18 protein-coding genes and 2 pseudogenes are annotated in these 25,671 nt (G+C 60.8%); 13 read left to right on the top strand and 7 right to left on the bottom strand.

Annotation, left to right across the window (positions count from 1 at the left end):
- Positions 1 to 19: 19 nt before the first annotated feature.
- Positions 20 to 1,504, bottom strand: a complete 1,485-nt coding sequence (gene putP, locus HYI44_RS09995) for a sodium/proline symporter PutP (protein WP_122841518.1) — start codon at positions 1,502 to 1,504, stop codon at positions 20 to 22.
- A 463-nt stretch (positions 1,505 to 1,967) separates the two neighbouring features.
- On the opposite strand from putP, the gene putA reads away from it, so the two are divergent.
- On the top strand, positions 1,968 to 5,918 hold the full coding sequence (gene putA, locus HYI44_RS09990) for a trifunctional transcriptional regulator/proline dehydrogenase/L-glutamate gamma-semialdehyde dehydrogenase (protein ID WP_122841517.1): 3,951 nt from the start codon (positions 1,968 to 1,970) through the stop codon (positions 5,916 to 5,918).
- A gap of 212 nt (positions 5,919 to 6,130) precedes the next feature.
- Positions 6,131 to 7,933 carry an acyl-CoA dehydrogenase gene (locus HYI44_RS09985; RefSeq protein ID WP_225569322.1) on the top strand — a complete coding sequence of 601 codons (1,803 nt, stop codon included), beginning with the start codon at positions 6,131 to 6,133 and terminating at the stop codon, positions 7,931 to 7,933.
- 148 nt (positions 7,934 to 8,081) lie between these two features.
- On the opposite strand, the gene HYI44_RS29555 is transcribed toward HYI44_RS09985, so the two are convergent.
- From HYI44_RS29555 to HYI44_RS09970, 4 genes and pseudogenes are all read right to left on the bottom strand, one after another.
- Complete coding sequence (locus tag HYI44_RS29555) at positions 8,082 to 8,813, bottom strand: methyl-accepting chemotaxis protein (protein WP_412548481.1); 732 nt, start codon at positions 8,811 to 8,813, stop codon at positions 8,082 to 8,084.
- 132 nt (positions 8,814 to 8,945) lie between these two features.
- A pseudogene (locus HYI44_RS29550) lies at positions 8,946 to 9,974 on the bottom strand (cache domain-containing protein); the annotation flags it as partial.
- Positions 9,975 to 10,119: 145 nt separating this feature from the next.
- A complete protein-coding gene (locus HYI44_RS09975; RefSeq protein ID WP_045061902.1) occupies positions 10,120 to 10,422 on the bottom strand; it encodes a cell division protein ZapA in 303 nt (100 codons plus the stop codon).
- Positions 10,419 to 10,649 carry a hypothetical protein gene (locus HYI44_RS09970; protein WP_045061903.1) on the bottom strand — a complete coding sequence of 77 codons (231 nt, stop codon included), beginning with the start codon at positions 10,647 to 10,649 and terminating at the stop codon, positions 10,419 to 10,421. Before HYI44_RS09970 ends, HYI44_RS09975 begins: the two co-directional genes overlap by 4 nt.
- 385 nt (positions 10,650 to 11,034) lie before the next feature.
- On the opposite strand from HYI44_RS09970, the gene HYI44_RS09965 reads away from it, so the two are divergent.
- The 4 genes from HYI44_RS09965 (at position 11,035) to selO (ending at position 19,492) form a co-directional block, all read left to right on the top strand.
- Positions 11,035 to 12,660: a methyl-accepting chemotaxis protein gene (locus HYI44_RS09965; RefSeq protein WP_225569320.1), complete on the top strand. Its 1,626-nt coding sequence runs from the start codon at positions 11,035 to 11,037 to the stop codon at positions 12,658 to 12,660.
- A gap of 193 nt (positions 12,661 to 12,853) precedes the next feature.
- Complete coding sequence (locus HYI44_RS09960) at positions 12,854 to 14,596, top strand: potassium/proton antiporter (protein WP_122841513.1); 1,743 nt, start codon at positions 12,854 to 12,856, stop codon at positions 14,594 to 14,596.
- Between the two features lie 33 nt (positions 14,597 to 14,629).
- On the top strand, positions 14,630 to 17,980 hold the full coding sequence (gene mscK / locus HYI44_RS09955; protein WP_225569319.1) for a mechanosensitive channel MscK: 3,351 nt from the start codon (positions 14,630 to 14,632) through the stop codon (positions 17,978 to 17,980).
- Positions 17,981 to 18,028: 48 nt separating this feature from the next.
- Entirely contained in the window at positions 18,029 to 19,492 is a 1,464-nt protein-coding gene (gene selO, locus HYI44_RS09950) for a protein adenylyltransferase SelO (protein ID WP_225569318.1), read from the top strand.
- A 6-nt stretch (positions 19,493 to 19,498) separates the two neighbouring features.
- Here the strand turns inward: selO and HYI44_RS09945 are convergent.
- Positions 19,499 to 19,657, bottom strand: a pseudogene (locus tag HYI44_RS09945) (helix-turn-helix domain-containing protein); the annotation flags it as partial.
- 112 nt (positions 19,658 to 19,769) lie between these two features.
- On the opposite strand from HYI44_RS09945, the gene trxC reads away from it, so the two are divergent.
- A complete protein-coding gene (gene trxC, locus HYI44_RS09940; protein ID WP_201149616.1) occupies positions 19,770 to 20,204 on the top strand; it encodes a thioredoxin TrxC in 435 nt (144 codons plus the stop codon).
- 96 nt (positions 20,205 to 20,300) lie between these two features.
- Here trxC and HYI44_RS09935 read toward each other — a convergent pair whose 3' ends face one another.
- Positions 20,301 to 21,071 carry a ParA family protein gene (locus tag HYI44_RS09935; RefSeq protein ID WP_122841509.1) on the bottom strand — a complete coding sequence of 257 codons (771 nt, stop codon included), beginning with the start codon at positions 21,069 to 21,071 and terminating at the stop codon, positions 20,301 to 20,303.
- 353 nt (positions 21,072 to 21,424) lie between these two features.
- Here HYI44_RS09935 and HYI44_RS09930 point away from each other — a divergent pair, with 353 nt between their 5' ends.
- Genes HYI44_RS09930 through HYI44_RS09905 form a run of 6 tightly spaced genes read left to right on the top strand, consistent with a single transcriptional unit; the run spans position 21,425 to position 25,661 of the window.
- Complete coding sequence (locus HYI44_RS09930; RefSeq protein WP_225569317.1) at positions 21,425 to 22,150, top strand: beta-ketoacyl synthase chain length factor; 726 nt, start codon at positions 21,425 to 21,427, stop codon at positions 22,148 to 22,150.
- The gene (locus tag HYI44_RS09925) at positions 22,126 to 22,935 is read left to right on the top strand and encodes a lysophospholipid acyltransferase family protein (RefSeq protein WP_225569316.1); all 810 of its coding nucleotides are present in this window, start codon (positions 22,126 to 22,128) and stop codon (positions 22,933 to 22,935) included. The genes HYI44_RS09930 and HYI44_RS09925 overlap by 25 nt, the downstream gene beginning before the upstream one ends.
- Positions 22,916 to 23,176, top strand: coding sequence for a phosphopantetheine-binding protein (locus HYI44_RS09920; RefSeq protein ID WP_122841506.1), 261 nt, complete (start codon positions 22,916 to 22,918; stop codon positions 23,174 to 23,176). Before HYI44_RS09925 ends, HYI44_RS09920 begins: the two co-directional genes overlap by 20 nt.
- Before the next feature lie 9 nt (positions 23,177 to 23,185).
- Positions 23,186 to 23,440, top strand: coding sequence for an acyl carrier protein (locus HYI44_RS09915; protein ID WP_045061913.1), 255 nt, complete (start codon positions 23,186 to 23,188; stop codon positions 23,438 to 23,440).
- Positions 23,437 to 23,982: a hypothetical protein gene (locus HYI44_RS09910; RefSeq protein ID WP_225569315.1), complete on the top strand. Its 546-nt coding sequence runs from the start codon at positions 23,437 to 23,439 to the stop codon at positions 23,980 to 23,982. Before HYI44_RS09915 ends, HYI44_RS09910 begins: the two co-directional genes overlap by 4 nt.
- Positions 23,979 to 25,661, top strand: coding sequence for an acyl-CoA synthetase family protein (locus HYI44_RS09905; RefSeq protein ID WP_225569314.1), 1,683 nt, complete (start codon positions 23,979 to 23,981; stop codon positions 25,659 to 25,661). Before HYI44_RS09910 ends, HYI44_RS09905 begins: the two co-directional genes overlap by 4 nt.
- The last annotated feature ends 10 nt before the right edge of the window (positions 25,662 to 25,671 follow it).

The raw sequence follows: 25,671 nt of genomic DNA, 5'->3' as shown, positions 1-25,671 counted from the left end.
GAGCATCAGCTCATCGCAATTACTTGTTCAGGCGGAAATCTGCCTCGGCTGCGGCGAAGCGCTGCAGCATGCCCGCCGTCGGTGCGCCGAGCTTGCTGACGATGTAGATCGCCAGGCTGGCGAAGATAAAGCCCGGGATGATTTCGTACAGGCCCAGCAGTTCGAAGTGCTTCCACACGATCACGGTGATCGCGCCGACCAGGATACCGGCCAGTGCGCCGTTGCGGGTCATGTCTTTCCAGATCACGGAAATCAGCACAACCGGACCGAACGCAGCACCAAAACCGGCCCAGGCATAGCTCACCAGGCCCAGTACGCGGTTTTCCGGGTTGGCGGCCATCGCGATGGCGATCAGGGCAACCAGCAGCACCATGGCGCGGCCGACCCAGACCAGCTCGACCTGGGAAGCGGATTTACGCAGGAAGGTCTTGTAGAAGTCTTCGGTCAGGGCGCTCGAGCACACCAGCAGCTGGCAGCTCAGGGTGCTCATCACCGCCGCAAGAATGGCCGACAGCAGTACACCGGCGATCCATGGGTTGAAGAGGATTTTCGCCAGTTCGATGAACACGCGCTCGTGGTTTTCAGTCACGGGACCGGCCAGTTCAGGGTGTGCCGAGAAGTACGCAATGCCGAAGAAACCGACAGCCACGGTGCCTCCCAGGCACAGGATCATCCAGGCCATGGAGATGCGACGCGCCTTGGCGATCGACTTGACCGAATCCGCCGCCATGAAACGCGCGAGGATGTGCGGCTGGCCGAAGTAACCCAGGCCCCAGCCCATCAGCGAGATGATGCCGATGAAGGTGGTGTTTTTCAGCATGTCGAAGTTGCTTGGATCTTGTGCTTCGATGGCCAGGAACGTGGTGTCGACGCCGCCGGTGGCCAGCAGCACGATGATTGGCGTCAGCAGCAGGGCGAAGATCATCAGCGTGGCTTGCACGGTGTCGGTCCAGCTCACTGCCAGGAAACCACCCACAAAGGTGTAGGCAATAGTCGCCGCAGCACCGGCCCACAGCGCAGTCTCGTAGGACATGCCGAAGGTGCTTTCGAACAGACGGGCGCCAGCCACGATGCCGGATGCGCAATAGATGGTGAAGAACACCAGAATCACGACCGCCGAGATAATCCGCAGCAGGCCGCTTTTGTCTTCAAAACGGCTGGAGAAGTAGTCCGGCAGGGTCAGCGCATCGCCGTTGTGCTCGGTCTGCACACGCAGACGGCCGGCGACGAACAGCCAGTTCAGGTAGGCACCGATGATCAGGCCGATGGCGATCCAGCTTTCGGAGAGACCGGACATGTAGATAGCGCCCGGCAGGCCCATCAGCAACCAGCCGCTCATATCGGAGGCGCCGGCGGACAATGCGGTTACCACGCTGCCCAGGCTACGACCGCCCAGAATGTAGTCGGAAAGGTTGTTGGTGGAGCGATAGGCCATAAAGCCGATCAGCACCATTGCTGCGATGTAGATCACGAACGTGATCAGGGTTGGATTGCTAACGCTCATTAAGTTACGCCCTGGCTTTGTTTTTATGTAGCGGCGGTTTTGGCTAACCGCTCGCAAACGACGACGTTTGACAGACGATTGTGGATCCCGCGCATTTATGACTGATGTTTCCCCAGGAAAGCCATCAGCCGGCACACCTGACTTTGGAGCCGGTTGCACCTTCGCCGCGAATGCTATTCAACAAAGCAAATAAGGTGCAACCTGTTTCTCGTGAATAAGTTGCACCTAGTCGGAATTATTTGCCAAATGCCGTTTCTTGCTCCCTTTTAGGGCGGTTTTCAACGATTGCTATAAGTAAAAGCACCAAGCAGGAGCAGTACGTTCGTACCGGAATTTATTTCCTGACGAACTGCCTGTAATTCCGACAAAAAAAGGGTTGCACCCGGTTGCACCTCGATCAGTGCAGGGCTAATCTTGCCGCCAGCTGATGCCACGCAGTTGTGGCAAACATGAGGATAAAAATATGGCTACCACCACTCTTGGGGTCAAACTTGACGACCCGACCCGCGAACGCCTGAAGGCTGCCGCGACCTCGATTGATCGCACGCCGCACTGGCTGATCAAGCAGGCCATCTTCAATTACCTGGAGAAACTCGAGGGTGGTGCAACCCTGACCGAACTGAACGGTTTGACCAAGGATTCCGACGACGCCGTCGATGCGCCTCTGGATCATGCTCATCAGTGCTTCCTGGAATTTGCTGAAAGCATCTTGCCGCAATCGGTACTGCGCGCCTCGATCACTGCCGCCTACCGCCGCCCTGAGCCAGAAGTCGTGCCGATGCTGATCGAGCAGGCTCGCCTGCCAGCGAGCATGGCCGAAGCCACCAACAAACTCGCCGCCTCGATTGCGGAAAAACTGCGCAACCAGAAGAGCGCCGGCGGCCGGGCCGGGATTGTCCAGGGCCTGCTGCAGGAATTTTCCCTGTCTTCCCAGGAAGGCGTGGCATTGATGTGCCTGGCCGAAGCGCTACTGCGTATCCCGGACAAAGGCACACGTGACGCACTGATCCGCGACAAGATCAGCACTGGCAACTGGCACCCGCACCTTGGCAACAGCCCTTCGCTGTTCGTTAACGCTGCCACCTGGGGCTTGCTGCTGACCGGCAAACTGGTCTCCACCCACAATGAAGCCGGCCTGACTTCGTCCCTGAGCCGCATCATCGGCAAGAGCGGCGAGCCGATGATCCGCAAGGGCGTCGACATGGCCATGCGCCTGATGGGCGAGCAGTTCGTCACCGGCGAAACCATTGCTGAAGCCCTGGCCAATGCGAGCAAGTTCGAAGCCAAAGGCTTCCGCTATTCATACGACATGCTGGGTGAAGCCGCGCTCACCGAGCACGACGCGCAGAAATACCTGGCGTCGTACGAACAGGCCATCCACTCGATCGGCAAAGCATCCCACGGTCGTGGGATTTATGAAGGTCCGGGTATCTCCATCAAGTTGTCGGCACTGCACCCGCGTTACAGCCGGGCGCAGTACGAGCGCGTGATGGAAGAACTGTATCCGCGCCTGCTGTCGCTGACCTTGCTGGCCAAGCAGTACGACATCGGCCTGAACATCGATGCCGAAGAAGCCGACCGCCTCGAGCTGTCGCTGGACCTGCTGGAGCGCCTGTGCTTCGAGCCGCAACTGACCGGCTGGAACGGCATCGGCTTCGTGATCCAGGCTTACCAGAAACGTTGCCCTTACGTGATCGACTACGTGATCGACCTGGCTCGTCGCAGCCGTCATCGCCTGATGATCCGCCTGGTGAAAGGCGCGTACTGGGACAGCGAAATCAAGCGCGCACAGGTCGAAGGCCTGGAAGGCTACCCGGTCTACACCCGCAAGGTGTACACCGACGTGTCCTACATTGCCTGCGCCCGCAAACTGCTGTCGGTACCGGAAGTCATCTACCCGCAATTCGCCACGCACAACGCCCACACCTTGTCGGCCATTTACCATATCGCCGGGCAGAACTATTACCCGGGGCAATACGAATTCCAGTGCCTGCACGGCATGGGCGAACCGCTGTATGAGCAGGTTGTAGGCAAGGTTTCCGAAGGCAAGCTGAACCGTCCGTGCCGTGTATACGCACCGGTCGGCACCCACGAAACACTGTTGGCGTACCTGGTACGTCGCCTGCTGGAAAACGGCGCGAACACCTCGTTCGTCAACCGCATCGCCGACCAGTCCATTTCGATCCAGGAGCTGGTGGCCGATCCAGTGGCCAGCATCGAGCAGATGGCGACGCTGGAAGGCGGCTTCGGCCTGCCACACCCGCGTATCCCGCTGCCGCGTGACCTGTATGGTGCCGAGCGCGCCAACTCCAGCGGCATCGACATGGCCAACGAACATCGCCTGGCCTCGTTGTCCTGCGCCCTGCTGGCCACCGCTCACAACAACTGGAAAGCCGCGCCGATGCTCGGTTGCGCCTCCAGCACTGAAACCCCTGCGCCGGTCCTGAACCCGTCGGATCTGCGTGACGTGGTCGGCCATGTGCAGGAAGCGACGGTCGAAGACGTCGACAACGCGATCCAGTGCGCCCTGAACGCGGCACCGATCTGGCAGGCCACCCCGCCCGCCGAACGCGCCGCGATTCTGGAACGTGCCGCCGACTTGATGGAAGGCGAGATCCAGCCGCTGATGGGCCTGCTGGCTCGCGAAGCCGGCAAGACTTTCGCCAACGCCATCGCCGAAGTGCGTGAAGCCGTGGACTTCCTGCGTTATTACGCGGTGCAGGCGCGCAACGATTTCACCAACGACGCACATCGCCCACTGGGTCCTGTGGTCTGCATCAGCCCGTGGAACTTCCCGCTGGCGATCTTCAGCGGCCAGGTCGCTGCAGCACTGGCGGCCGGCAACCCGGTATTGGCCAAGCCTGCCGAGCAAACTCCGCTGGTGGCCGCCCAGGCCGTGCGCCTGATGCTGGAGGCCGGCATTCCTGAGGGCGTCCTGCAGTTGCTGCCGGGCCGTGGCGAAACTGTGGGTGCCCGCCTGGTCGGCGACGATCGGGTCAAAGGCGTGATGTTCACCGGCTCCACCGAAGTCGCACGCTTGCTGCAGCGCAACGTCGCTGGTCGCCTGGATGCCCAGGGCCGTCCGATCCCGCTGATCGCCGAAACCGGCGGCCAGAACGCGATGATCGTCGACTCCTCGGCACTGACCGAACAGGTGGTCATAGACGTCGTTTCCTCGGCCTTCGACAGCGCCGGCCAACGTTGCTCGGCTCTGCGCGTGCTGTGCCTGCAGGAAGATTCCGCCGACCGCGTGATCGAAATGCTCAAGGGCGCCATGGCGGAATGCCGTCTTGGTAACCCGGAGCGCCTGTCCGTGGACATCGGCCCGGTGATCGACGCCGAAGCCAAGGCTGGGATCGAGAAGCACATCCAGGGCATGCGCGACAAAGGGCGCAATGTTTACCAGGTGGCGATCGCCAACAGCGAAGAAGTCAAACGCGGCACCTTCGTGATGCCGACCCTGATCGAGCTGGAAAGCTTCGACGAGCTGCAACGGGAGATCTTCGGCCCGGTATTGCACGTGGTCCGTTACAAGCGCAAGGACATCGACCAGTTGATCGGGCAGATCAATGCGTCCGGCTACGGCCTGACCCTGGGCGTGCACACGCGCATCGACGAGACCATCGCCAAGGTGATCGACAACGTCAACGCCGGTAACGTCTACGTCAACCGCAACATTGTCGGCGCAGTCGTAGGTGTTCAACCGTTCGGCGGCGAAGGCCTGTCGGGCACCGGCCCGAAAGCCGGTGGTCCGCTGTACCTGTACCGCCTGCTGTCGACTCGTCCTACCGACGCGATCGAACAATCCTTCGCTCGGGGCGATGCTCTCGCAGCACCGGACGTTCGCCTGCGCGACGCCATGAGCAAGCCGCTGACAGCCCTGAAAGCCTGGGCCGACAGCAACAAGTTCGCCGACCTGGCAACCTTGTGCGTGCAGTTCGCGACGCAATCGCAGAGCGGTATTACCCGTGTTCTGGCGGGCCCGACCGGCGAGCGCAACAGCTACGCCATCCTGCCGCGCGAACACGTACTGTGCCTGGCGGAAGTCGAAGGCGACCTGCTGACTCAACTGGCGGCCGTGCTGGCAGTCGGTGGTTCGGCCGTGTGGCCGGAAGCCGAATTGACGAGGGCCGTGTTCGCACGCCTGCCGAAGGACGTACAGGCTCGCATCAAGCTGGTTTCCGACTGGAGCAAGGACGAAGTGGTGTTTGATGCGGTTCTGCATCACGGCCATTCCGACCAGCTGCGTGCGGTCTGCCAGCAGGTGGCCAAGCGTGCAGGCGCGATTGTTGGCGTTCATGGGTTGTCCCAGGGCGAAACCAGCATTGCCCTGGAGCGTCTGGTGATCGAGCGGGCGTTGAGCGTCAACACCGCCGCGGCAGGTGGTAACGCCAGCCTGATGACGATCGGTTAACCGATAAGCCGGGCACCCTTTGGGGGTGCCTGGTGTTTAGAAGCAAGATCAAAAGATCGCAGCCTTCGGCAGCTCCTACAGAGAAATTCGATCCCCTGTAGGAGCTGCCGAAGGCTGCGATCTTTTACTTGTCCATCACCAGAATCAATCTTCCTGTTCACCCCGCCCTCCCCGCGTCTAGACTCGGCCCATTCCAAAAAAGGTAGGCCGCCATGTCCGAGACGTTGCTCAGTTCCCGCAATCTGGCTTTCGAGCTGTACGAAGTCCTCGATGCCGAAGGCCTGACCCGGCGCGAGCGTTTCGCCGAGCACAATCGTGAGACCTTCGATGCCGCCCTGGGCACCGCTCGCAGCATTGCCGAAAAATTCTTTGCGCCGCACAACCGCAAGGGCGACGAGAACGAACCCCGTTACGAGGACGGCCAGGCGATTCTGATCCCGGAAGTGAAACCCGCAGTGGACGCTTTTCTCGAAGCCGGTTTCCTCAATGCCGCGCGCAGTTTCGAAGCCGGTGGCATGCAATTGCCCACGCTGTTGTCCCAGGCCTGCTTCGCACACTTCCAGTCGGCAAACGCGGCGTCCACCTCTTACCCGTTCCTGACCATGGGCGCAGCCAACCTGATCGAAAGCTTCGGCACCGACGAGCAAAAGCGGCGTTTTCTGCAGCCGATGATCGACGGCCGTTTCTTCGGCACCATGGCATTGACCGAACCCCATGCCGGTTCCTCGCTGTCGGATATTCGCACCCGCGCCGAACCTGCATCCGATGGCACTTACCGGCTCAAGGGCAACAAGATTTTCATTTCCGGCGGCGATCACCCGCTGTCGGAAAACATCGTGCACATGGTGCTGGCCAAACTGCCGGACGCGCCGGCCGGGGTGAAGGGTATTTCGCTATTCATTGTCCCCAAATTCCTGGTCAACGACGACGGCAGCCTGGGCAAGCGCAACGATGTATTGCTGGCCGGTCTGTTCCATAAGATGGGCTGGCGCGGCACAACGTCCACGGCGCTGAACTTCGGCGATACCGGCGACTGCGTGGGTTATCTGGTGGGCAAACCGCACCACGGCCTGAGCTACATGTTCCAGATGATGAACGAAGCGCGGATCGGCGTCGGCATGGGCGCCGTCATGCTCGGCTACGCCGGCTATCTGTACTCGCTGGAATACGCGCGCGAGCGGCCACAGGGCCGGGTGCCCGACAGCAAGGATCCCAATACCGCACCCGTGGCGATCATCCAGCACGCCGACGTCAAGCGCATGTTGCTGACGCAGAAGGCGTATGTGGAAGGCTCTTTCGACCTCGGCCTGTACGCGGCGCGGTTGTTCGATGACACCACCACGCTTGAGACTGAAAGCGAGCGCAAGCAGGCGCATGAACTGCTGGACCTGCTGACGCCAATCGTCAAATCCTGGCCGTCGGAGTTTTGCCTCAAGGCCAATGAACTGGCGATCCAGATCCTCGGCGGTCACGGTTACACCCGCGAATACCCGGTAGAGCAGTACTACCGCGATAACCGTTTGAATCCGATCCACGAAGGCACTCATGGTATTCAGTCGCTGGATCTACTGGGGCGCAAGCTGGCGCAGAACGGTGGGTCCGGGCTCAAGCAACTGATCCGCCTGATCGCCAACACGGCCGAGCGAGCTCAGGCTTACGAGTCGTTAACGCCGTTGCGTGAACCGCTGGAGAAGCTGGTGGCGCGCCTGCAAACCGTGACCATTGGCCTGCTGACCGACCTGGGTCAAGGCAAGGTCAACAGCAGCCTGGCCAACTCTGCCCTGTACTTGAAAGTGTTCGGGCACACGGTGATCGGCTGGCGCTGGCTGGAGCAGGCGATTCGCGCCGAAGAAGGCTTGGCCAGGGGCAATGCAGCGGATGTCAGCTTCTATAAAGGCAAGCTGCAGGCGGCGCGGTACTTCCTCACCTGGGAAGTGCCGGGCTGCCACCATGAGCTGGCGATTCTTGAGGCCCGGGATGATGCGTGCCTTGGGATGCAGGATGAGTGGTTTTAACCAAAGCCTAAAGTAGTGCTGCTCAAATCCAATCGCGGGCAAGCCCGCTCCCACGGGATCTGTGTGTTGAACACCCTCTCCGTGAACAACACAGATTCCTGTGGGAGCGGGCTTGCCCGCGATGGCGTCGACCCAGTCACCGCCTTAATCAGCTCAGCTTGAAACTGCCCATCTGCCGCGCCAGATCATCCGCCAACCGCTGCAACGTCTGGCAATCCTCACGGCAAGCCCTGACCTCACCCGCTGTCGCCCGCGCCAGGTCGGAAATTCCCTGTACGTTGCGGTTGATCTCCTCAGTGACTGCCGACTGCTCTTCGGTCGCCGTCGCTACCTGATGGTTCATGTCGCTGATCCGTTCGACCTGACCAGTAATCGCGGTCAACGACGCCCCCGTCCGCTGGCTTGACTCAACGCCGGTACCGGTGGCCGCCTGTCCGGAATGCATCGAAGACACCGCATTCTCCGCGCCTTGCTTCAGGCTGCCGATCATCTGCTGGATCTCATCGGTGGACGTCTGCGTGCGTCGGGCCAACGTGCGCACCTCATCCGCCACCACCGCAAACCCTCGCCCCATATCGCCAGCGCGAGCCGCTTCAATCGCAGCATTGAGCGCCAACAGGTTAGTTTGCTCGGAAATCCCGCGAATCACCGCCAACACCTGATCGATAGACCCTACCTGATGCGCCAGCTCACCCACAGCTGCCGCGGCGAGGCCAATTTCGTCGGACATGCTCTCGATATGACGAATGGACCCGCCCACCACTTCCCGCGCCTGCATCGCCTCGTCCCGTGCACTTTGCGACGCGACGGCAGCGTTACCGGCGTTCTGCGCGATTTCCTGTACGGTCAGGCCCATCTCATGCACGGCAGTGGCGACCATGTCGGTCATTTCCTGCTGGCGGCCGGAACGCTCGGCGGTATTGTCCACGACCCTGGCAACCTGTCCTACAGCTGTGCGCAGGCGCTCGCTGGTCGTCAGCACCTCGCCGATCATGTCGCGCTGGCTGTCCAGGAAGCGATTGAAGCCCCGCGCCAGATCACCGAGCTCATCGGCCCGGCTGGAGTCCAGACGTTGAGTCAAATCTCCACCACCGCTACCGATGGCAACCAGCGCCGCTGTTACCTGGCGAATCGGCCGCACCAGGCCACGGGCCAGCAATACCACTAACAGCAGGCATACCAGGGCGACGGCAAGGCCAATGCCGCCACTCATCCACATGGCACGGCGGGCTTCAGCGTAGATCTGCGACTGCGGCACTTCGGCCACCAGTGTCCAGCCCAAATCCCTCAAGGGCAGGCTCAGTGCCAGAAAATCTTCGTCTTCGCGCATGAAGTCAGTGCTGGTGGCAGTTGTTTGACCCATGACGGACCGGGCGGCTGCCTCACCCATCTGCTCGGACAGTGTGCGTTTGCCACTGAACCGAGCTTCGGGATGAACCTGGATCAAGCCGTCGGAACGCACCAGGTAGACCTTGCCGCGCTCACCAAAGCTGTAGTTGTGGATCAGCTCGGAAAGCTCCTTCATGCTCAGGCCAAGCCCTGCAACGCCCACGACCTTACCGGCCTGCTCGACCTTGAGGTCGATGAACAGCGCCAACTCTCCTGTCGCGGTGTCATTGTCGATATTGAGCGTGCGCGGCTGCTCGCTGTCCAGAAATGAGTAGAACCAGGCGTCCTTGGGGTTGGCACGGCTGAGCGTGCGGTCCAGGCCCTTCTCGGTGTAGTAATGGCTGGACCCGGTGCCCACTATCAATGCAGTGAAGGCCTTGTGCTCGGCGCGAATACCTTCCAGGTAGCTGACAAAACCCGGCGCCTGGGCACTGTTTTCGCCCCCGGCCAGCCAGTCGCGCACCATGCTGTTGCTGGCGATGTCCTTGGCGGCAGTGAGCGGTTGAACAAGGATGCGTTCGATGTCGTTGCGCATCGCTTCGATGCTGGACGGCAGCGCCTGTTCGACCAGATAACTCTGGGCCAGACGATTGACCACGAGGGTATAAATGCCAACCACGATCAGCACGCTGACCAGCAGGGCGGTACCCATGCTCAGGATCAGTTGCCATTGAATACTGCGACGCCAGAACTGCATGGAGCACCCCCAAAGAATAAGAGGCTGGAACACTGCAACAGCCGTGCCGATTGTATACAAGACAATCGACAATTTATTCTTTGGTTGTGCGCAAAGCCGATCAGGCTTGATTGATGGTCTTGGCGATCACTTCAACCGTGGCGCTGACTTGCTCTTGATAACGGTCGAGTTCGAGCTGGTGTTGCTTGCGCATCTCGATCTGCTGAGAGCACAGGTTCATCGCCGCCAGCACGAGCAGCCGGTCACCGATCAGCGTCGGGTACCTCTTCTTCGTGTCAGCCAGTGCAGCCTTCAACATCATGGCGGCGTCCAGCAGGGTTTGCTCCTCCCCGGCCGGCGCCCTGATCGAATAGTCCTCCCCCAGGATGGAGACGACTTTTACCCCGGCGGCACCCTGACTCATGCGCTGACAGGGCCGGCGCTGACACGCTCGACCAGGGCCTGGATACGCGCTGCGGTAGCGCCGTGTTTCTCTTCCTGTTCCATCAGGTTCAGTTGCAGGTTTTCGTTTTCATCTTTGGCCTGGGCCAATTCTGCGCTCAGGGTCTGGTTCGTGGCGAGCAACGCCTGGTTCTGTTGTACCAGGTCGCTGACCAGCTGTTCCAATTGGCTAAGGGAGGCTTCCAACATTTTGATTTTCCAAGCATTTTCAAAGGGCGCGTACGATAAAGAAAAGTCACCACGGATGCCAGGGTTATTCAGGCGCAAGGCCTTGATTTTCCTGGCGGGCGACCCTTCTCGCGAGCTTTAAAGACTGTGATTGGCGGATCTGGTTCCTGCACTTCGTCGATAACCCTTGTTGCAGGCACGAGCTTGCTCGCAACGAACGAAAGACCACCGCATATCCCTCGATGCTCGCGTCATCGTTCACGACCATCGCGAGCGAGCTCCTACAGGGAGTGTGCTGTGGATGCGACAAATACGCACAGGCACTCAAGACTTCAGTCTGATGACCGATAAGCCCTCCATACGACAGTCTCAGCGCCGCATGGATGCGCCTTTTCCGGTACACACCATGTCTCTTCGTAATATGAATATCGCTCCGCGGGCCTTCCTCGGTTTTGCCCTGATTGGCGGTTTGATGCTGGTTCTGGGGGTGTTTGCCTTGAACCAGATGAGCAAGATCCGCGCGGCGGGCGAAGACATCGCCTCCGCCAGCGTGCCTAGCGTGAAAAGCCTCGACGAGTTCACGCAATTGACGCTGCGCCTGCGGGTCCTGTCCTACCGCTTGCTGACCAACCGCGAACCCGACGTGCAGCAGAAAACCTATGAGCTGTTCGAGCTGCGTCATCAGCAGATCCGCGCGGCGCAGAAAGTCTATGAACCGCTGATCGACGGGCCGGTCGAGCGGGCAGCCTACGACCAGTACCTGCAACTGCTGGGGCAATACCGTCAGCTTGAGGAGCAGATGAAGAGCCTGTCGCGCAACAATCAGGTCGAAGACCTGCGCAAAATGCTCAACACCGAATTGCTGGCCAATTCCGAGGCGGTCAACACGGCACTCGCCAGGTTGCTGGAGATCAATACCCAGCAGATCGCTGAAACGAGCCACGAAGCTGCCGAGCAGTATTCCTCAGCATTCAACCTGGTTGTCGGGCTGCTGGTCCTGGCCTCAGGCCTGACGCTGCTGTTCGCCTGGTTGTTGACCAACAGCATTACCAAGCCGATCGCCAATGCCCTGCATGCTGCCGAAGCCATCGCCGAGGGCAACCTGACTCGCCCGATCACCGTCGATGGCGAAGATGAAGCCGGCCGCCTGTTGCTGGCCATGTCGAAGATGCAGGAAAAACTGCGCGACACGTTGCAGCGAATTTCCGGTTCGGCGACTCAACTGGCCTCCGCCGCTGAAGAGCTCAACAGCGTCACCGATGAAAGCGCCCGCGGCCTGACCCAGCAGAACAACGAAATCGAACAGGCCGCCACTGCGGTGAACGAAATGACCAGCGCCGTTGAAGAAGTTGCACGCAACGCGGTCAGCACCTCCGAAGCGTCGAAAAACGCCACCACCTCTGCCGGCGACGGCCGCGACCTGGTTCAGGAAACCGTCAGCGCCATTGAACGCATGAGCGCCGACGTGCAGAGCACCGCAAGCCTGATCGGCGACCTGGCCAACGAGTCCAGGGATATTGGCAAAGTCCTGGATGTGATTCGTGGGCTGGCTGACCAGACCAACCTGCTGGCGCTGAACGCCGCGATCGAAGCGGCCCGCGCCGGTGAGGCCGGTCGCGGTTTTGCCGTGGTGGCGGACGAAGTTCGTGCACTGGCCCATCGTACGCAGCAATCGACCAGCGAAATCGAACGCATGATCGGCAGCATCCAGAGCGGTACCGAGCATGCGGTGAATTCGATGCGCAACAGCACCGAGCGTGCCGAATCGACCCTGAACATTGCCCGCGGAGCCGGACTGTCGCTGGACACGATCAACAATGCCATTGTCGAGATCAACGAGCGCAACCTGGTGATCGCCAGCGCGGCGGAAGAACAGGCGCAGGTGGCGCGGGAAGTGGATCGCAACCTGGTGAACATCCGGGACCTGTCGGTGCAGTCGGCAACCGGGGCGAGCCAGACCAGCGCGGCCAGTAATGAGCTATCGCGCCTGGCGGTTGATCTGAATGGAATGGTGGGACGCTTCCACCTTTAACACGCCAAGGCAGTCCCCCGTGGGAGCTGGCTTCCCAGCTCCCACGGGGGACTGCGCCAAGGCGGATTCAGCTGTTGGGCATTGATCCGCAAAAGCTTTTTGACAGCATCACATTTCAACAGGTTAGAATCGCTGGCACGCAGACTGCATGGTCAGTTTGTGCCCGCCTTTCAGCTTTCCTGGAGTACTGCCTTTGAATGCGACGACCATCAACAGCCTGTTCTTGATCGGCGCGTTGCTGGTAGGTGCGAGCATTCTGGTGAGTTCACTTTCGTCGCGCCTGGGCATCCCTATCCTGGTGATCATCCTGGCGGTGGGCATGGCGGCCGGGGTCGACGGCGGCGGTATCATTTTCGATAACTACCCCACAGCCTATCTGGTCGGCAACCTGGCACTGGCCGTCATCTTGCTCGACGGTGGCCTGCGAACAAGGGTGTCCAGTTTCCGCGTGGCCTTGTGGCCAGCACTGTCCCTGGCCACGGTCGGGGTGCTGATCACCACTGGCTTGACCGGCATGGCGGCCGCCTGGCTGTTCGACCTGAACATGATCCAGGGCTTGCTGATCGGCGCCATCGTCGGCTCCACCGATGCGGCGGCGGTGTTCTCGCTGCTGGGCGGCAAGGGCCTGAACGAGCGGGTAAGCGCCAGCCTCGAGATCGAATCCGGCAGCAACGACCCGATGGCGGTGTTCCTCACCGTCACCCTCATCGACATGCTTGCCAGCGGCGAGACCGGGCTGCACTGGAACCTGCTGGGGCATCTGGTGCGCGAGTTCGGCATCGGCGGCGTCATTGGCCTGGGTGGCGGCTGGGTCATGTTGCAGCTGGTCAACCGAATCAACCTGGCCAACGGCCTGTACCCGATCCTGGTGATCGCTGGCGGGCTTGCGGTGTTCGCGCTGACCAACGCGCTGCACGGCAGCGGCTTCCTCGCGGTGTACCTGTGTGGCCTGGTGATCGGCAACCGTCCGGTGCGCAGCCGTCACGGTATCCTGCACATGCTCGACGGCATGGCGTGGCTGGCGCAGATCGGGATGTTCCTGGTGCTCGGCCTGCTGGTAACGCCACACGACTTGCTGCCGATCGCCTTGCCCGCCCTGGGCCTGGCGCTGTGGATGATCCTGTTTGCACGGCCGCTGTCGGTGATGGTTGGCCTGCTGCCATTCAAGGCCTTCCACGGCCGCGAAAAAGCCTTTATCTCCTGGGTGGGGCTGCGCGGCGCGGTGCCGATCATCCTGGCGGTGTTCCCGCTGATGGCCGGCCTGCCCAACGCCCAGCTCTACTTCAACCTCGCATTCTTTATCGTACTGGTGTCGCTGCTGGTGCAGGGCACGAGCCTGCCCTGGGTGGCGAAGTTGCTCAAGGTCACCGTTCCACCTGAGCCGTTGCCGATTTCCCGGGCCGCGCTGGAAGTGCATGTGACCAGCGAATGGGAGCTGTTCGTTTATCGCCTTGGGGCCGAGAAATGGTGCATCGGCTCGCCCCTTCGCGAGCTGAAAATGCCCGAAGGCACGCGCATTGCGGCCCTGTTTCGTGGCCAGCAACTGCTCCATCCGTCGGGTAGTACGGTGCTGGAAGTCGATGATTTGCTCTGTGTTATCGGCCACGAACACAACCTCCCGGCGCTTGGAAAACTCTTCAGCCAGGCCCCGCAACGGGGGCTGGATTTGCGCTTTTTCGGCGACTTCGTACTCGAAGGAGATGCCCAGCTGGCTGCGGTTGCGGCCCTGTACGGGTTGAAGGTCGAAGGCATCGATCCGGACATGTCCCTGGGCCGCTTCATCGCGCAAAAAGTTGGCGGCGCGCCAGTAGTGGGTGACCAGGTGGAGTGGAACAACACCATCTGGACCGTCGCGGTCATGGACGGGAACAAGATTGGCAAAGTCGGCGTCAGATTCCCCGAAGGAAGTCGCCCGGGTCCGGGACTCTTCCTCTAAACTCCACACTTCGCCAGCTTTCGATCGGTCTCTATGTCAACCCTGCGCACCTATTTCTTCATGGCCCTGCTGGGCTTGAGCCTCTCTGTCGGTACGCTGCAAGCCGCCGAACCGCCCACCAGCGAAGCCGTGCAGGCGAGCCTGGACAAGATTGCCGACCGCAAGCTGCCGGAAGCCGATCAGAAGGCCCTGCAGAGCATCCTGCAAAACACCCTCACCCAGCTGGGTAATCAGCGCGATTACGAGCAGAAACTGGCAGCGCTCAAGCAGCAGCTGGCTACCGCGCCCAAGCAGAACATAGAAAACCAGCGCGAACTGGTGCGCCTCAAGGGCACCAAGGTCCTGCCGGTGGAGCAGCGCTTCGCCAACCTGTCGATCCAGCAGCTGGAGCAAATGCTCACCGAGCGCTCTACCCAACAGAGCGATCTGCAAAAAGCCCTCGCCGATGCCAACAGCCTGGTCATCACCGCCCAGACCCGGCCCGAGCGTGCCCAGGCAGAAATCTCCGCCAGCCAGACCCGCATCCAGCAGATCAACAACATCCTCAAGGCCGGCAAGGACGCGGGTAAAACCCTGAGCGGCGAACAGCGCGACCAGCTCAACGCCGAACTTGCGGCACTCAACGCGCTGATCCCCCTGCGTCGCCAGGAATTGGCGGGCAACAGCCAGTTGCAGGACCTGGGTAACAGCCAGCATGACTTGCTTACCGAGAAATCGGATCGCCTGGATCAGGAAATCCAGGAGCTGCAGAACCTGATCAACCAGAAGCGCCTGGCACAGTCCCAGGAGACGGTGACGCAACAGTCCATCGAGGCACAAAAAGCCGGGGGCAGCAGTTTGCTGGCCACGGAAAGCTCGATCAACTTGAAGCTGTCCGACTACCTGCTCAAAACCACCGACCGTCTCAACATCGTCACCCAACAGAACCTGCAGACCAAACAGCAACTCGACAGCGTCACCCAGAGCGACTCGGCCCTGGACGAGCAGATCAACGTGCTCAAGGGCAGCCTGCTGCTGTCAAAAATCCTCTACAAGCAGAAACAGGCTTTGCCGCGGCTCAAGCTGGACCGCGATCTGGCGGACCAGATCGCCGACATCCGTCTGTATCAGTTTGATGTCAGCCAGCAACGGGAGCTGCTGAGCAACCCGACCATCTATGTCGACAACCTGCTGTCCACCCAACAGCCGGAACAGGTTACCCCGCAGTTGCGCAAGAGCCTGCTGGAACTGGCCAATACCCGGGCGGACCTGCTGGAGCGGCTGAACCGCGAACTGAGTGCCGTACTCAACGAATCCATTACCCTGCAACTCAACCAGAAACAACTGCTGAGTACCGCGCAAAACCTGCGCGCCACCCTCGACGAGCAGATGTTCTGGATCCCAAGCAACAAGCCACTGGACTTCGAGTGGATGCACGGCGTGCCGGAGCGCCTGCAGCGTCAGGTCACCACCCTGCCGTGGGCTTCGAGCCTGAGCGAACTGTCCGACGGGCTGACCCAGCGACCATTGCTGTTCCTGCCCCTGGCATTGCTGATCGGCGCGCTGCTGTGGCGCCGCAAGAGCCTGTATGCCCGCTTGAACAAGGTTCACCAGGACATCGGCCACTTCAAGCGTGACAGTCAGTGGCACACGCCGCAGGCTATTTTGATCAACATCCTGCTGGCGATGCCGGTGTCACTGGGCCTGGCCCTTTGCGGCCTGGCGCTGCAGATCGACGCCCGCGGGCAGAACGCCAATATGGGCGCGGCGCTGTTGCAGATGGCGCAAGCCTGGCTGGTGTTCTACACCGCCTACCGCATATTGGCCCCGGGTGGCGTGGCGGAACTGCATTTCCGCTGGGAGAAGCCACAGGTCGAGTTCCTGCAGGGCTGGGTGCGTCGACTCGGTTTGGTCGTGATGGCCCTGGTTGCCGTGGTGGCGGTCGCCGAGCTGCAACCGGCGGCGCTGGCCGATGATGTGCTGGGCATGCCGGTGGTGCTGACCTGTTATGCGCTAATGGCCTGGTTGCTCAGCCGCCTGCTGATCAGCAGCCCGACTCACCAGAATGCCTCGCTGTTCCGCAAGGCCGTGGGCATCCTGTTTACCGCGCTGCCCATCGCGCTGTTCGTCGCGGTGTGCTTTGGCTATTACTACACGGCGCTCAAACTCAGTGATCGGCTGATCAACACGTTGTACCTGCTGATGTTCTGGCTGGTCATTGAAGCTACGTTCGTGCGCGGCCTCAGCGTTGCCGCCCGACGCCTGGCCTATCAGCGCGCCCTGGCCAAGCGCCAGGCCGCCAAGGAAGCGGGTGATGGCGAGGCGGTGATCGAAGAGCCGACCCTGGACATCGAGAAGGTCAACGAACAGTCGCTGCGCCTGATCCGCCTGGCGTTGCTGGGCGGGTTCATGGCAGCGCTGTACTGGGTCTGGTCGGACCTGATCACCGTGTTCTCGTATCTGGACAACATTACCCTATACGAATACACCAGCGGCACCGGCGCCAACATGAGCATGGTGCCTATCAGCATCGGCGACATGCTCGGCGCACTGATCATCATCGGTATTACCTTCGCCCTCGCTCGCAACTTGCCGGGGCTGCTCGAAGTGCTGGTGTTGTCCAAGCTGAACCTGGCGCAGGGCAGTGCCTACGCCACCACCACGCTGTTGTCCTATGTGATTGCAGGCGTCGGTTTCGTCTCGACCCTGTCGACCCTTGGGGTGAGCTGGGACAAATTGCAATGGCTGGTGGCAGCGCTATCGGTCGGCCTGGGTTTTGGTATGCAGGAGATCTTCGCCAACTTCATCTCCGGCATCATGATCCTGTTCGAACGTCCCGTGCGGATTGGCGACACCATCACCATCGGCAACCTGTCGGGTACGGTGAGCAAGATCCGCATCCGCGCCACCACCATCACCGACTTCGACCGCAAGGACATCATCGTCCCGAACAAGACGTTCATTACCGGCCAACTGATCAACTGGTCCCTGACGGACACCATCACCCGGGTGACGCTCAAGCTTGGCGTCGACTACGGTTCGGACCTGGACCTGGTCAAAGAGCTGCTGCTCAAGGCTGCCGGGGAAAACCCGCGGGTCCTGAAGGATCCCGAACCCCATGTGTACTTCCTCAACTTCGGCGAGAGCACCCTCGACCATGAGTTGCGCATGCATGTGCGTGACCTTGGCGACCGCAACCCGGTGCTCGACGAGGTCAACCGCTTCATCAATCGCGAGTTCAAGAAACAGCACATCAACATTTCGTTCCGGCAGATGGAGGTCTACCTCAAGAACCTCCACGGCCAGGAATACAAGATGGTGCCGATTGAACCGGAAGCCAAAACCATTGTGCCGCTGGTCGATGGCAAACCACCGCAGGAACCGCCTGCCGCCAAGCTCGACTAACCCGCCTATCCCTAGCAGAATGCTCGGACATTCTGCTGGAGATGGCCGGTGAAAGCCCTCGACGAACTGACCTTCGATAATCGCTTCGCCCGCTTGGGCGACGCGTTTTCTGCCCATGTGTTGCCCGAGCCGATCGACAATCCACGCCTGGTGGTGGTCAGCCCTTCTGCCATGGCGCTGCTCGACCTCGACCCGGCCGTAGCTCAGACCCGGGAGTTTGCCGAGCTGTTCAGCGGCCACAAGCTCTGGGCCGACGCAGTGCCCAGGGCGATGGTGTACTCCGGCCATCAGTTCGGCTCCTACAACCCCCAGCTGGGCGACGGTCGCGGTCTATTGCTCGGCGAGGTCTATAACCAGGCCGGCGAGCACTGGGACCTGCACCTCAAGGGCGCCGGCCAGACGCCGTTTTCGCGCATGGGTGATGGTCGCGCAGTCCTGCGTTCCTCGATCCGCGAATTCCTCGCCTCGGAAGCCCTGCACGCCCTGAACATTCCCACGACCCGCGCGTTGTGCGTGATCGGCTCGGACACCCCGGTCTGGCGCGAAAAGCAGGAACGCGCGGCCATGGTCCTGCGCCTGTCACCCAGCCACATCCGCTTCGGGCATTTCGAGTATTTCTACTACACCAAGCGTCCCGAACAGCAGGACGAGCTGGGCCAGCATGTACTCTCCATGCACTTTCCCGAATGCCTGGAACAGCCCGAACCCTACCTGGCGATGTTTCGCGAGATCGTCGAACGCAATGCCGAGCTGATCGCCAAGTGGCAGGCCTACGGCTTCTGCCATGGGGTGATGAACACCGATAACATGTCGATCCTGGGCATCACCTTCGACTTCGGGCCTTTCGCATTCCTGGATGACTTCGATGCCAACTTCATCTGTAACCACTCCGATGATCAGGGCCGTTATTCCTTCAGCAATCAGGTGCCGATCGGCCAGTGGAACCTCAGCGCGCTGGCCCAGGCGCTGACGCCGTTCATCAGCGTCGAGGCCCTGCGAGAAACCCTCGGCCTGTACCTGCCGCTGTACCAGGCCCATTACCTGGACCTGATGCGCCGCCGGCTCGGCCTGACTACCGCCGAGGACGATGACCAGAAACTGCTCGAACACCTGCTGCAACTGATGCAGAACAGCGCGGTCGACTACACCCTGTTCTTTCGCCGCCTCGGCGATGAATCACCGGAGCTGGCCGTCGCCCGATTGCGCGATGACTTTGTCGACATCAAGGGCTTCGATGCCTGGGCCGAGCTGTATGTTGCGCGGGTTGCTCGCGAAGGCACGGTCGATCAGGAACAACGCCGCCAACGGATGCATGCGGTGAACCCGCTGTATATCCTGCGCAACTACCTGGCACAGAAAGCCATCGATGCTGCCGAGAGCGGGGACTATTCAGAAGTCCGCCGACTGCATGCGGTGCTGAGCAATCCATTCGAGCAGCAGCCAGGGATGGAGGCCTACGCCGAACGGCCGCCAGAGTGGGGCAAGCATCTGGAGATCAGTTGTTCTTCGTGATGGTTGTCAGATAAACGTTTCGATCGACACCCCGAAGCGTTCAGCCAGCCAGCGGACCTGCCGCAGGTTGAGCTGACGCTTGCCGCTCAGGATTTCCGACACGACCGACTGCGCTCCCACACCCGCACGTTCGCTCTGACTCAGGCCGTGCTCGCGCATCAAATAAGTCCTCTGCGGTTTGAATCAGCCTGGTTTCACCGGAATACGCTGCACGATTGAAAACAGGAGTAAACGTCTCCAAATCAGTCAAATCGGCTTCTTATCAGGATCCTTGCTCATGACCGAACCACTGCTCATCCCCTGCCCCCATTGCAACGGGCTCAATCGGATCCCGGCCGGGCGCCTGGCTGATCAGCCGAAATGCGGTCGCTGCAAAGCGCCAGTGTTGTTGAAGAGCCCTTTTGAACTCAAGCAAGGTGATTACGCCAGCCAGATCAAGGGTGATTTGCCATTGTTGGTAGACGTCTGGGCCGACTGGTGTGGCCCGTGCAAGTCATTTGCGCCGGTGTTCGAACAGGCGGCCGCGCAACTGGCAGGCAAATGCCGGCTGGCCAAGCTGGACAGCGAGGCCAACCAGCAGTTGTCGGCTCAACTGGGGATTCGCTCGATTCCCAGCTTGATTCTGTTCAAGAACGGGCGGGAAGTGGCGCGCCAGAGCGGGGCGTTTGCATTGCCACAGTTGATGAGCTGGTTGCGTAGCCAGGGGATCTGACCACCGCCTAAAAGATCGCAGCCTTCGGCAGCTCCTACAGAACCATGGTCCATCTCGGACCCTGCAGGAGCTGCCGAGGCTGCGATCTTTTGATCTTCAGGCGTTTTCCAGCAGGTTATGCAGCTCCACAAACTGCCGGGTCAACTTGTGCCGTGGGTCCAGATGAATCAGCGGCGTATTGGCCTGGTGCGACTCACGCATCCGCACCGACGTGCCCAGGTATACCGGCAGCACCGGCAACCCTTCAGCGATCAGCTCGTCAAGAATTTGCTGGGGCAGGCTCGCGCGGGCCTGGAACTGGTTGACCACAATGCCTTCTACTTCCAGGCCCTCGTTGTGGTCTTCCTTCAACTCTTCGATCTCCGCCAATAACCCATAAAGCGCCTGACGCGAGAAGCTGTCGCAATCGAAGGGTATGAGCACGCGATCGGCGGCAATCAGCGCCGATACCGCATAGAAGTTAAGAGCCGGGGGCGTGTCCAGGTAGATCCTGTCGTAATCCTCGGATAACTCGTCCAGCAGTTTGCGCAGCTTGTTGATCTTGTGTTTCGCCTCGAGCTTGGGCTGCAAGTCCGCCAATTCTGCGGTGGCGGTAATGACATGGAGGTTATCGAAGGGTGTTTCGTAGATATCGACCTGGTTTTTCTTGGAAAACGGCCCGGAGGACAGGGTTTGCTTGAAAAAATCGGCAATTCCCATCGGGATATCATTGCCGGTAAGTCCGGTCAGGTATTGAGTGGAGTTGGCTTGGGCATCGAGATCCACCAATAGGGTGCGATAGCCCTCGCTGGCGCTGACCGCCGCCAGATTGCAGGCAATGCTGGATTTGCCTACGCCACCTTTTTGATTAAACACCACGCGCCGCATGTCGAAACCTCCGTGTATCAAAGAATGACCGAGTGTAGTGGTCCCAAGCGTCGCTTCGCTACCTCGTTGGGAATTGGACTACAGGGTCATGCGAAAACTCTGAATAAAAAAGGGCCAAGATCAGACAGGATGATCGGATCAAGCCGACATACACGCTGGTCCCGATATGGATAATGCCAAATGATATTTACCGAGGAACCAGCCGGTCCATTTTCCTTGAGCAAAATGTAACCAGCATTTGCTACCCGCTGGCTGCACCGGGATAATGCGCGCCACCTGGCGCTTGACGCCGCGCCATGCTTGTCGCTGGTTCCGTGACTCACCGCGTCAAAAAAGCCCTCAGGGCGGGATGAATGTCTGTGATCAATTTCAACATCGCCCAATGGCGCGCATGGGCCCCTGGGCTCGAAAGCGTGGACGATTGGCAGGCCTGGAGTCGCCAACCGGTGGTCCTGCAGGCCAGCGATGCAGCCCCGGACGTCTCATTTCTGCCCGCCATGCAGCGACGCCGGCTCAGCCGCCTGGCGCGCATGGCCTTCAGTGTCGGCTGGCCGCTGGCCGATGGTCGCAAAGACCTGCCTCTGGTCTTTGTTTCCCGCCATGGTGAAACACCGCGCACGTTCGACATCCTTAGCGACCTGGCCGCCGATCAGCCGCTGTCACCGACCCAGTTCAGCCTGTCCGTGCACAACGCGATCATTGGACTGTGGTCGATCATGCGCGCAGAGACCAGCGAGATGACCGCCCTGGCTGCTGCCGGCGACGGGCTTGAACACGGCATGCTGGAAGCCGTGGCGTTGATCGGCGAAGGCGCGCCGGCCGTGTTGCTGGTGATCACCGAAGAACAGCCGCCGCAGGCCTACTCGCGGTGGATCGACGACGTGCCGTTCCCTTATGCACTGGGCCTTCTGATCACACCCGGCAACGATTGGCAGCTGTCCCTGAACAGCGCTACGGATAAAGTGTCAAACGCTCACTGGCCCCATGCCCTGAATCTCTTGCATACCCTGCTCGGCCAGCAGACTACCTGCCAACATGCGTGGAAAAATCGTGTATGGACCTGGCAACGCAACCCTTGACCGAAAAGAGCCGCGACGCCTATTACTGGCGACTGCTGGCGACCGCCGCAAGCTTCGCCCTGTTCGGGCTGGGCGGGCTGTGCCTGCGTCTGGTGATTTTCCCCGTGCTCAACTGCCTGCCCGGGGATCCGCAGACCCACCGCCTGCGTGCGCGGCGAACCGTAAGTCGCTGCTTCTGGTTTTTTGTGCGGTTCATGGCGCGAGCCGGCGTGTTGACCTACGATATCCAGGGCGCCGAAAAACTCGGCAGGCCGGGGCAAATGATTATTGCCAACCACCCGTCGCTGATCGATGTGGTGTTCCTGATTGGGCTGGTGCGCCACACCAACTGCGTGGTCAAGCAAAGCCTGTGGGAAAACCCTTTCACTCGCGGCCCTCTGCGCAGCACCGAATACATCAGCAACGACGGCAGCATGGACATGCTCGACGCCGCCGCCGACGCGTTGAAAAGCGGCCAGACGCTGATCATCTTCCCCGAAGGCACCCGCACCCAGCCCGGCCAATCGCCGGCCTTTCATCGGGGCGCCGCTTCCATTGCCCTGCGCGGTGCGAAAATCCTCACCCCGGTCACCATCAAGGTCAATCCCAGCACCTTGACCAAAGCCGAACCCTGGTATCGCATCCCCAAACGCCGTGTGCACTTCAGTTTCCATGTCGGGGCCGATATAGACCCACAGGCCTTTGCCGCCTGCGGCCCTGCACCGCAAGCCTCGCGCAAGCTGAACGATTACTTGCATTCCTACTACATCAAGGAGCTCGCCGAAGATGAGCGATCTACACCGTGAAATCAAACAACTGATCATCGACGCCCTGGGCCTTGAAGACATCAGCGCGCAAGACATCGGCGACGACCAGACCCTGTTCGGCGAAGGCCTGGGCCTGGATTCGGTCGATGCACTGGAGCTCGGCCTGGCCATCCAGAAAAAATACGGCATCAAGATCGACGCCGACGCCAAAGACACACGCAATCATTTCAGCAATGTGGCGAGCCTTGCGGCGTTCGTTACTGCAAAACAGGCAGCTTGAGACCGGACCATGCAAACTCGTGACGACATTTTCAACACCTTGCGCGATGCCTTGGTCGAACTCTTCGAACTGGACCCTGAACGCGTGAAGCTCGAATCCAATCTTTATCAGGATCTGGAGATCGACAGTATTGACGCCGTGGACCTGATCGATCACATCAAACGTCAGACCGGCAAGAAAATCGCCGCCGAGGAGTTCAAAACGGTACGTACCGTCAGTGACGTGGTCGAAGCGGTCTACCGCCTGGTTCAACCGGCCGCATGAGGCGACTGATCGGCCTCGGCTTGCTGCTGGCGGGCCTGCTGTACCCCTTCGCGGTGTATTTCGGCATGGAACACTTTGCCCCTTGGCAGTTTGGCCTGCTGTTGGGAAGCCTCTGGCTGGGGCGCGCGCTGCTCGGCCCGCGCAAACCCGGCAGCCTGTGGATGGCCGTCACCGCGATCATTTTTTGCCTGCTGCTGGCATTGTTCGACAGCCCACTGTTGTTGCGCTGGTATCCGGTGCTCATCAGCGGGTTCATGCTCGGTTTGTTTGGCCTGAGCCTGAAATACGGTCCGCCGATGGTCGAGCGCCTGGCACGGTTGCGTGAGCCGCAACTGCCGCCCCGGGCCATTGTTTATACCCGCCAGGTGACGATCGCCTGGAGTGCGTTTTTTCTCTGTAACGGCTTGCTGGCGACAGCCCTGACTCTTTGGGCGCCACTGAACTGGTGGATGTTGTACACCGGCCTGATCTCCTATGGATTGATGGGCCTGATGTTTGCCATTGAATGGCTGATACGACAACGGGTACGAGGCCACCCATGAACTGGATTAAACTTGAGCAACTGCTGCTCAAGGCTCAACCGGAGCGCGCCGTGACGGCCGGGCCGGTGCTGACCCACGCCCAGCTGTGCGAACGCGCACTGCGCCTGGCTGCCGGCCTCGAAAGCCAGGGCATACGGCGCGTTGCCGTGCACCTGGAAGACGCCGCCGACCTGGCCGTCGCCCTGCTTGGCGCCTGGCGCGCCGGCGCCAGCGTGCTACTTCCGGCCGACCTGCAACCCGTTACCCGGCAACGCTGGTCCACGCAAGTCGACCTGTGGCTGACCGACCTGGCCGACGACGCCCATCTGGAGGATTACCGGGGTGCGCCCCTGGGTGCAGTCGAGTTCGACCTGGACCAATGCCAACTCAGCCTGTGCACTTCAGGTTCCAGTGGCGAGCCCAAGCGCATCGACAAAACCCTGGGCCAGTTGGCCAATGAAGTGCAGGCCCTGGAGACCCTCTGGGGTGCCGACCTTGGCCAGGCCTGCATCATCGGCAGCGTCGCCACCCAGCACATCTATGGGTTGCTCTTCCGGGTGCTGTGGCCGCTGTGCGCCGGTCGGCCGTTCGTGCGCAAGCAGCTGGCGTTTCCGGAAGATCTGCAGCGCGCCAGCCGCGAGTGCCCGACCTTCGCCTGGGTCGCCAGCCCGGCGCTGCTCAAGCGCATGGGCGACAACCTTGACTGGCCCGCCCTGAGTGCAGTTCGCCGGGTATTTTCTTCTGGTGGCGCCTTGCCGGCCGAAGCGGCGCGAAGCCTGCACCAGCGCCTGCAGCAATGGCCGACGGAAATCCTCGGCAGCTCGGAAACCGGCGGTATTGCCTGGCGCCAGGCCGATGAGCCCTGGCAGCCATTTGCCGACGTTGAACTGGCGCTGGACAGTGACGGTGCGTTGCTTGTCAGCTCTCCCTACATGCCCCCAGGCCACGTTGAACATACCGCCGATGCTGCGCAAATTGCCGCCGACGGCCGTTTTGAGCTCCAGGGGCGGCTGGACCGAATCGTCAAACTGGAAGAAAAACGTATCTCGCTTCCAATGCTCGAACAGGCGCTGAGCACCCATGATTGGGTGGCTGAAGCACGCATGGGTGTGGTGCAGGAAAACCGCGCGTCGCTGGGCACGCTGCTGGTCTTGAGCGAGTCAGGCTTGCACGCGTTGCGCAACCAGGGCCGGCGCGCCGTTACCGAGGAGCTGCGCCAGCACCTGGGCCTGCACTGCGAAACCCTGGCGTTGCCGCGACGCTGGCGTTTTCTGCGACAACTGCCGTTCAACAGCCAGGGCAAGCTGCCGCAAGCGGATGTCGAGGGGTTATTGCTGGCTGCTCGACCGAAATTGCCAGAAGTCCTGCAACAGATCGAAGACGATGGCGAGTGGAGCCTGCAATTGGCGGTGCCACCGGACCTGGCGTTCTTCAGCGGCCATTTCCCCAAGGCACCGGTGTTGCCCGGTGTGGTGCAGGTCGATTGGGCCCTCGCCCTGGGCCAACGATTGATGAACCTGCCGGAAAAATTCGCCGGTATGGAAGTCCTGAAATTCCAGCAACTGGTGCGCCCGGGGGATCAGGTCCAGTTGCACCTGCGTTTTGATCCGGTGCGCGGCAAGCTGTATTTCGCTTATCGCAATGAAACCGCGACCTGTTCCAGTGGACGGATTCTGCTGGAGGCGGCGAGCGATGCCTGATTCTGGCAAG

Source organism: Pseudomonas sp. Y24-6, from assembly GCF_020295325.1.
Lineage (GTDB): Bacteria > Pseudomonadota > Gammaproteobacteria > Pseudomonadales > Pseudomonadaceae > Aquipseudomonas > Aquipseudomonas gregormendelii.
The sequence above is the reverse complement of the archived record's forward strand: the minus strand, read 5'-3'. Positions and strand labels throughout refer to the sequence as shown.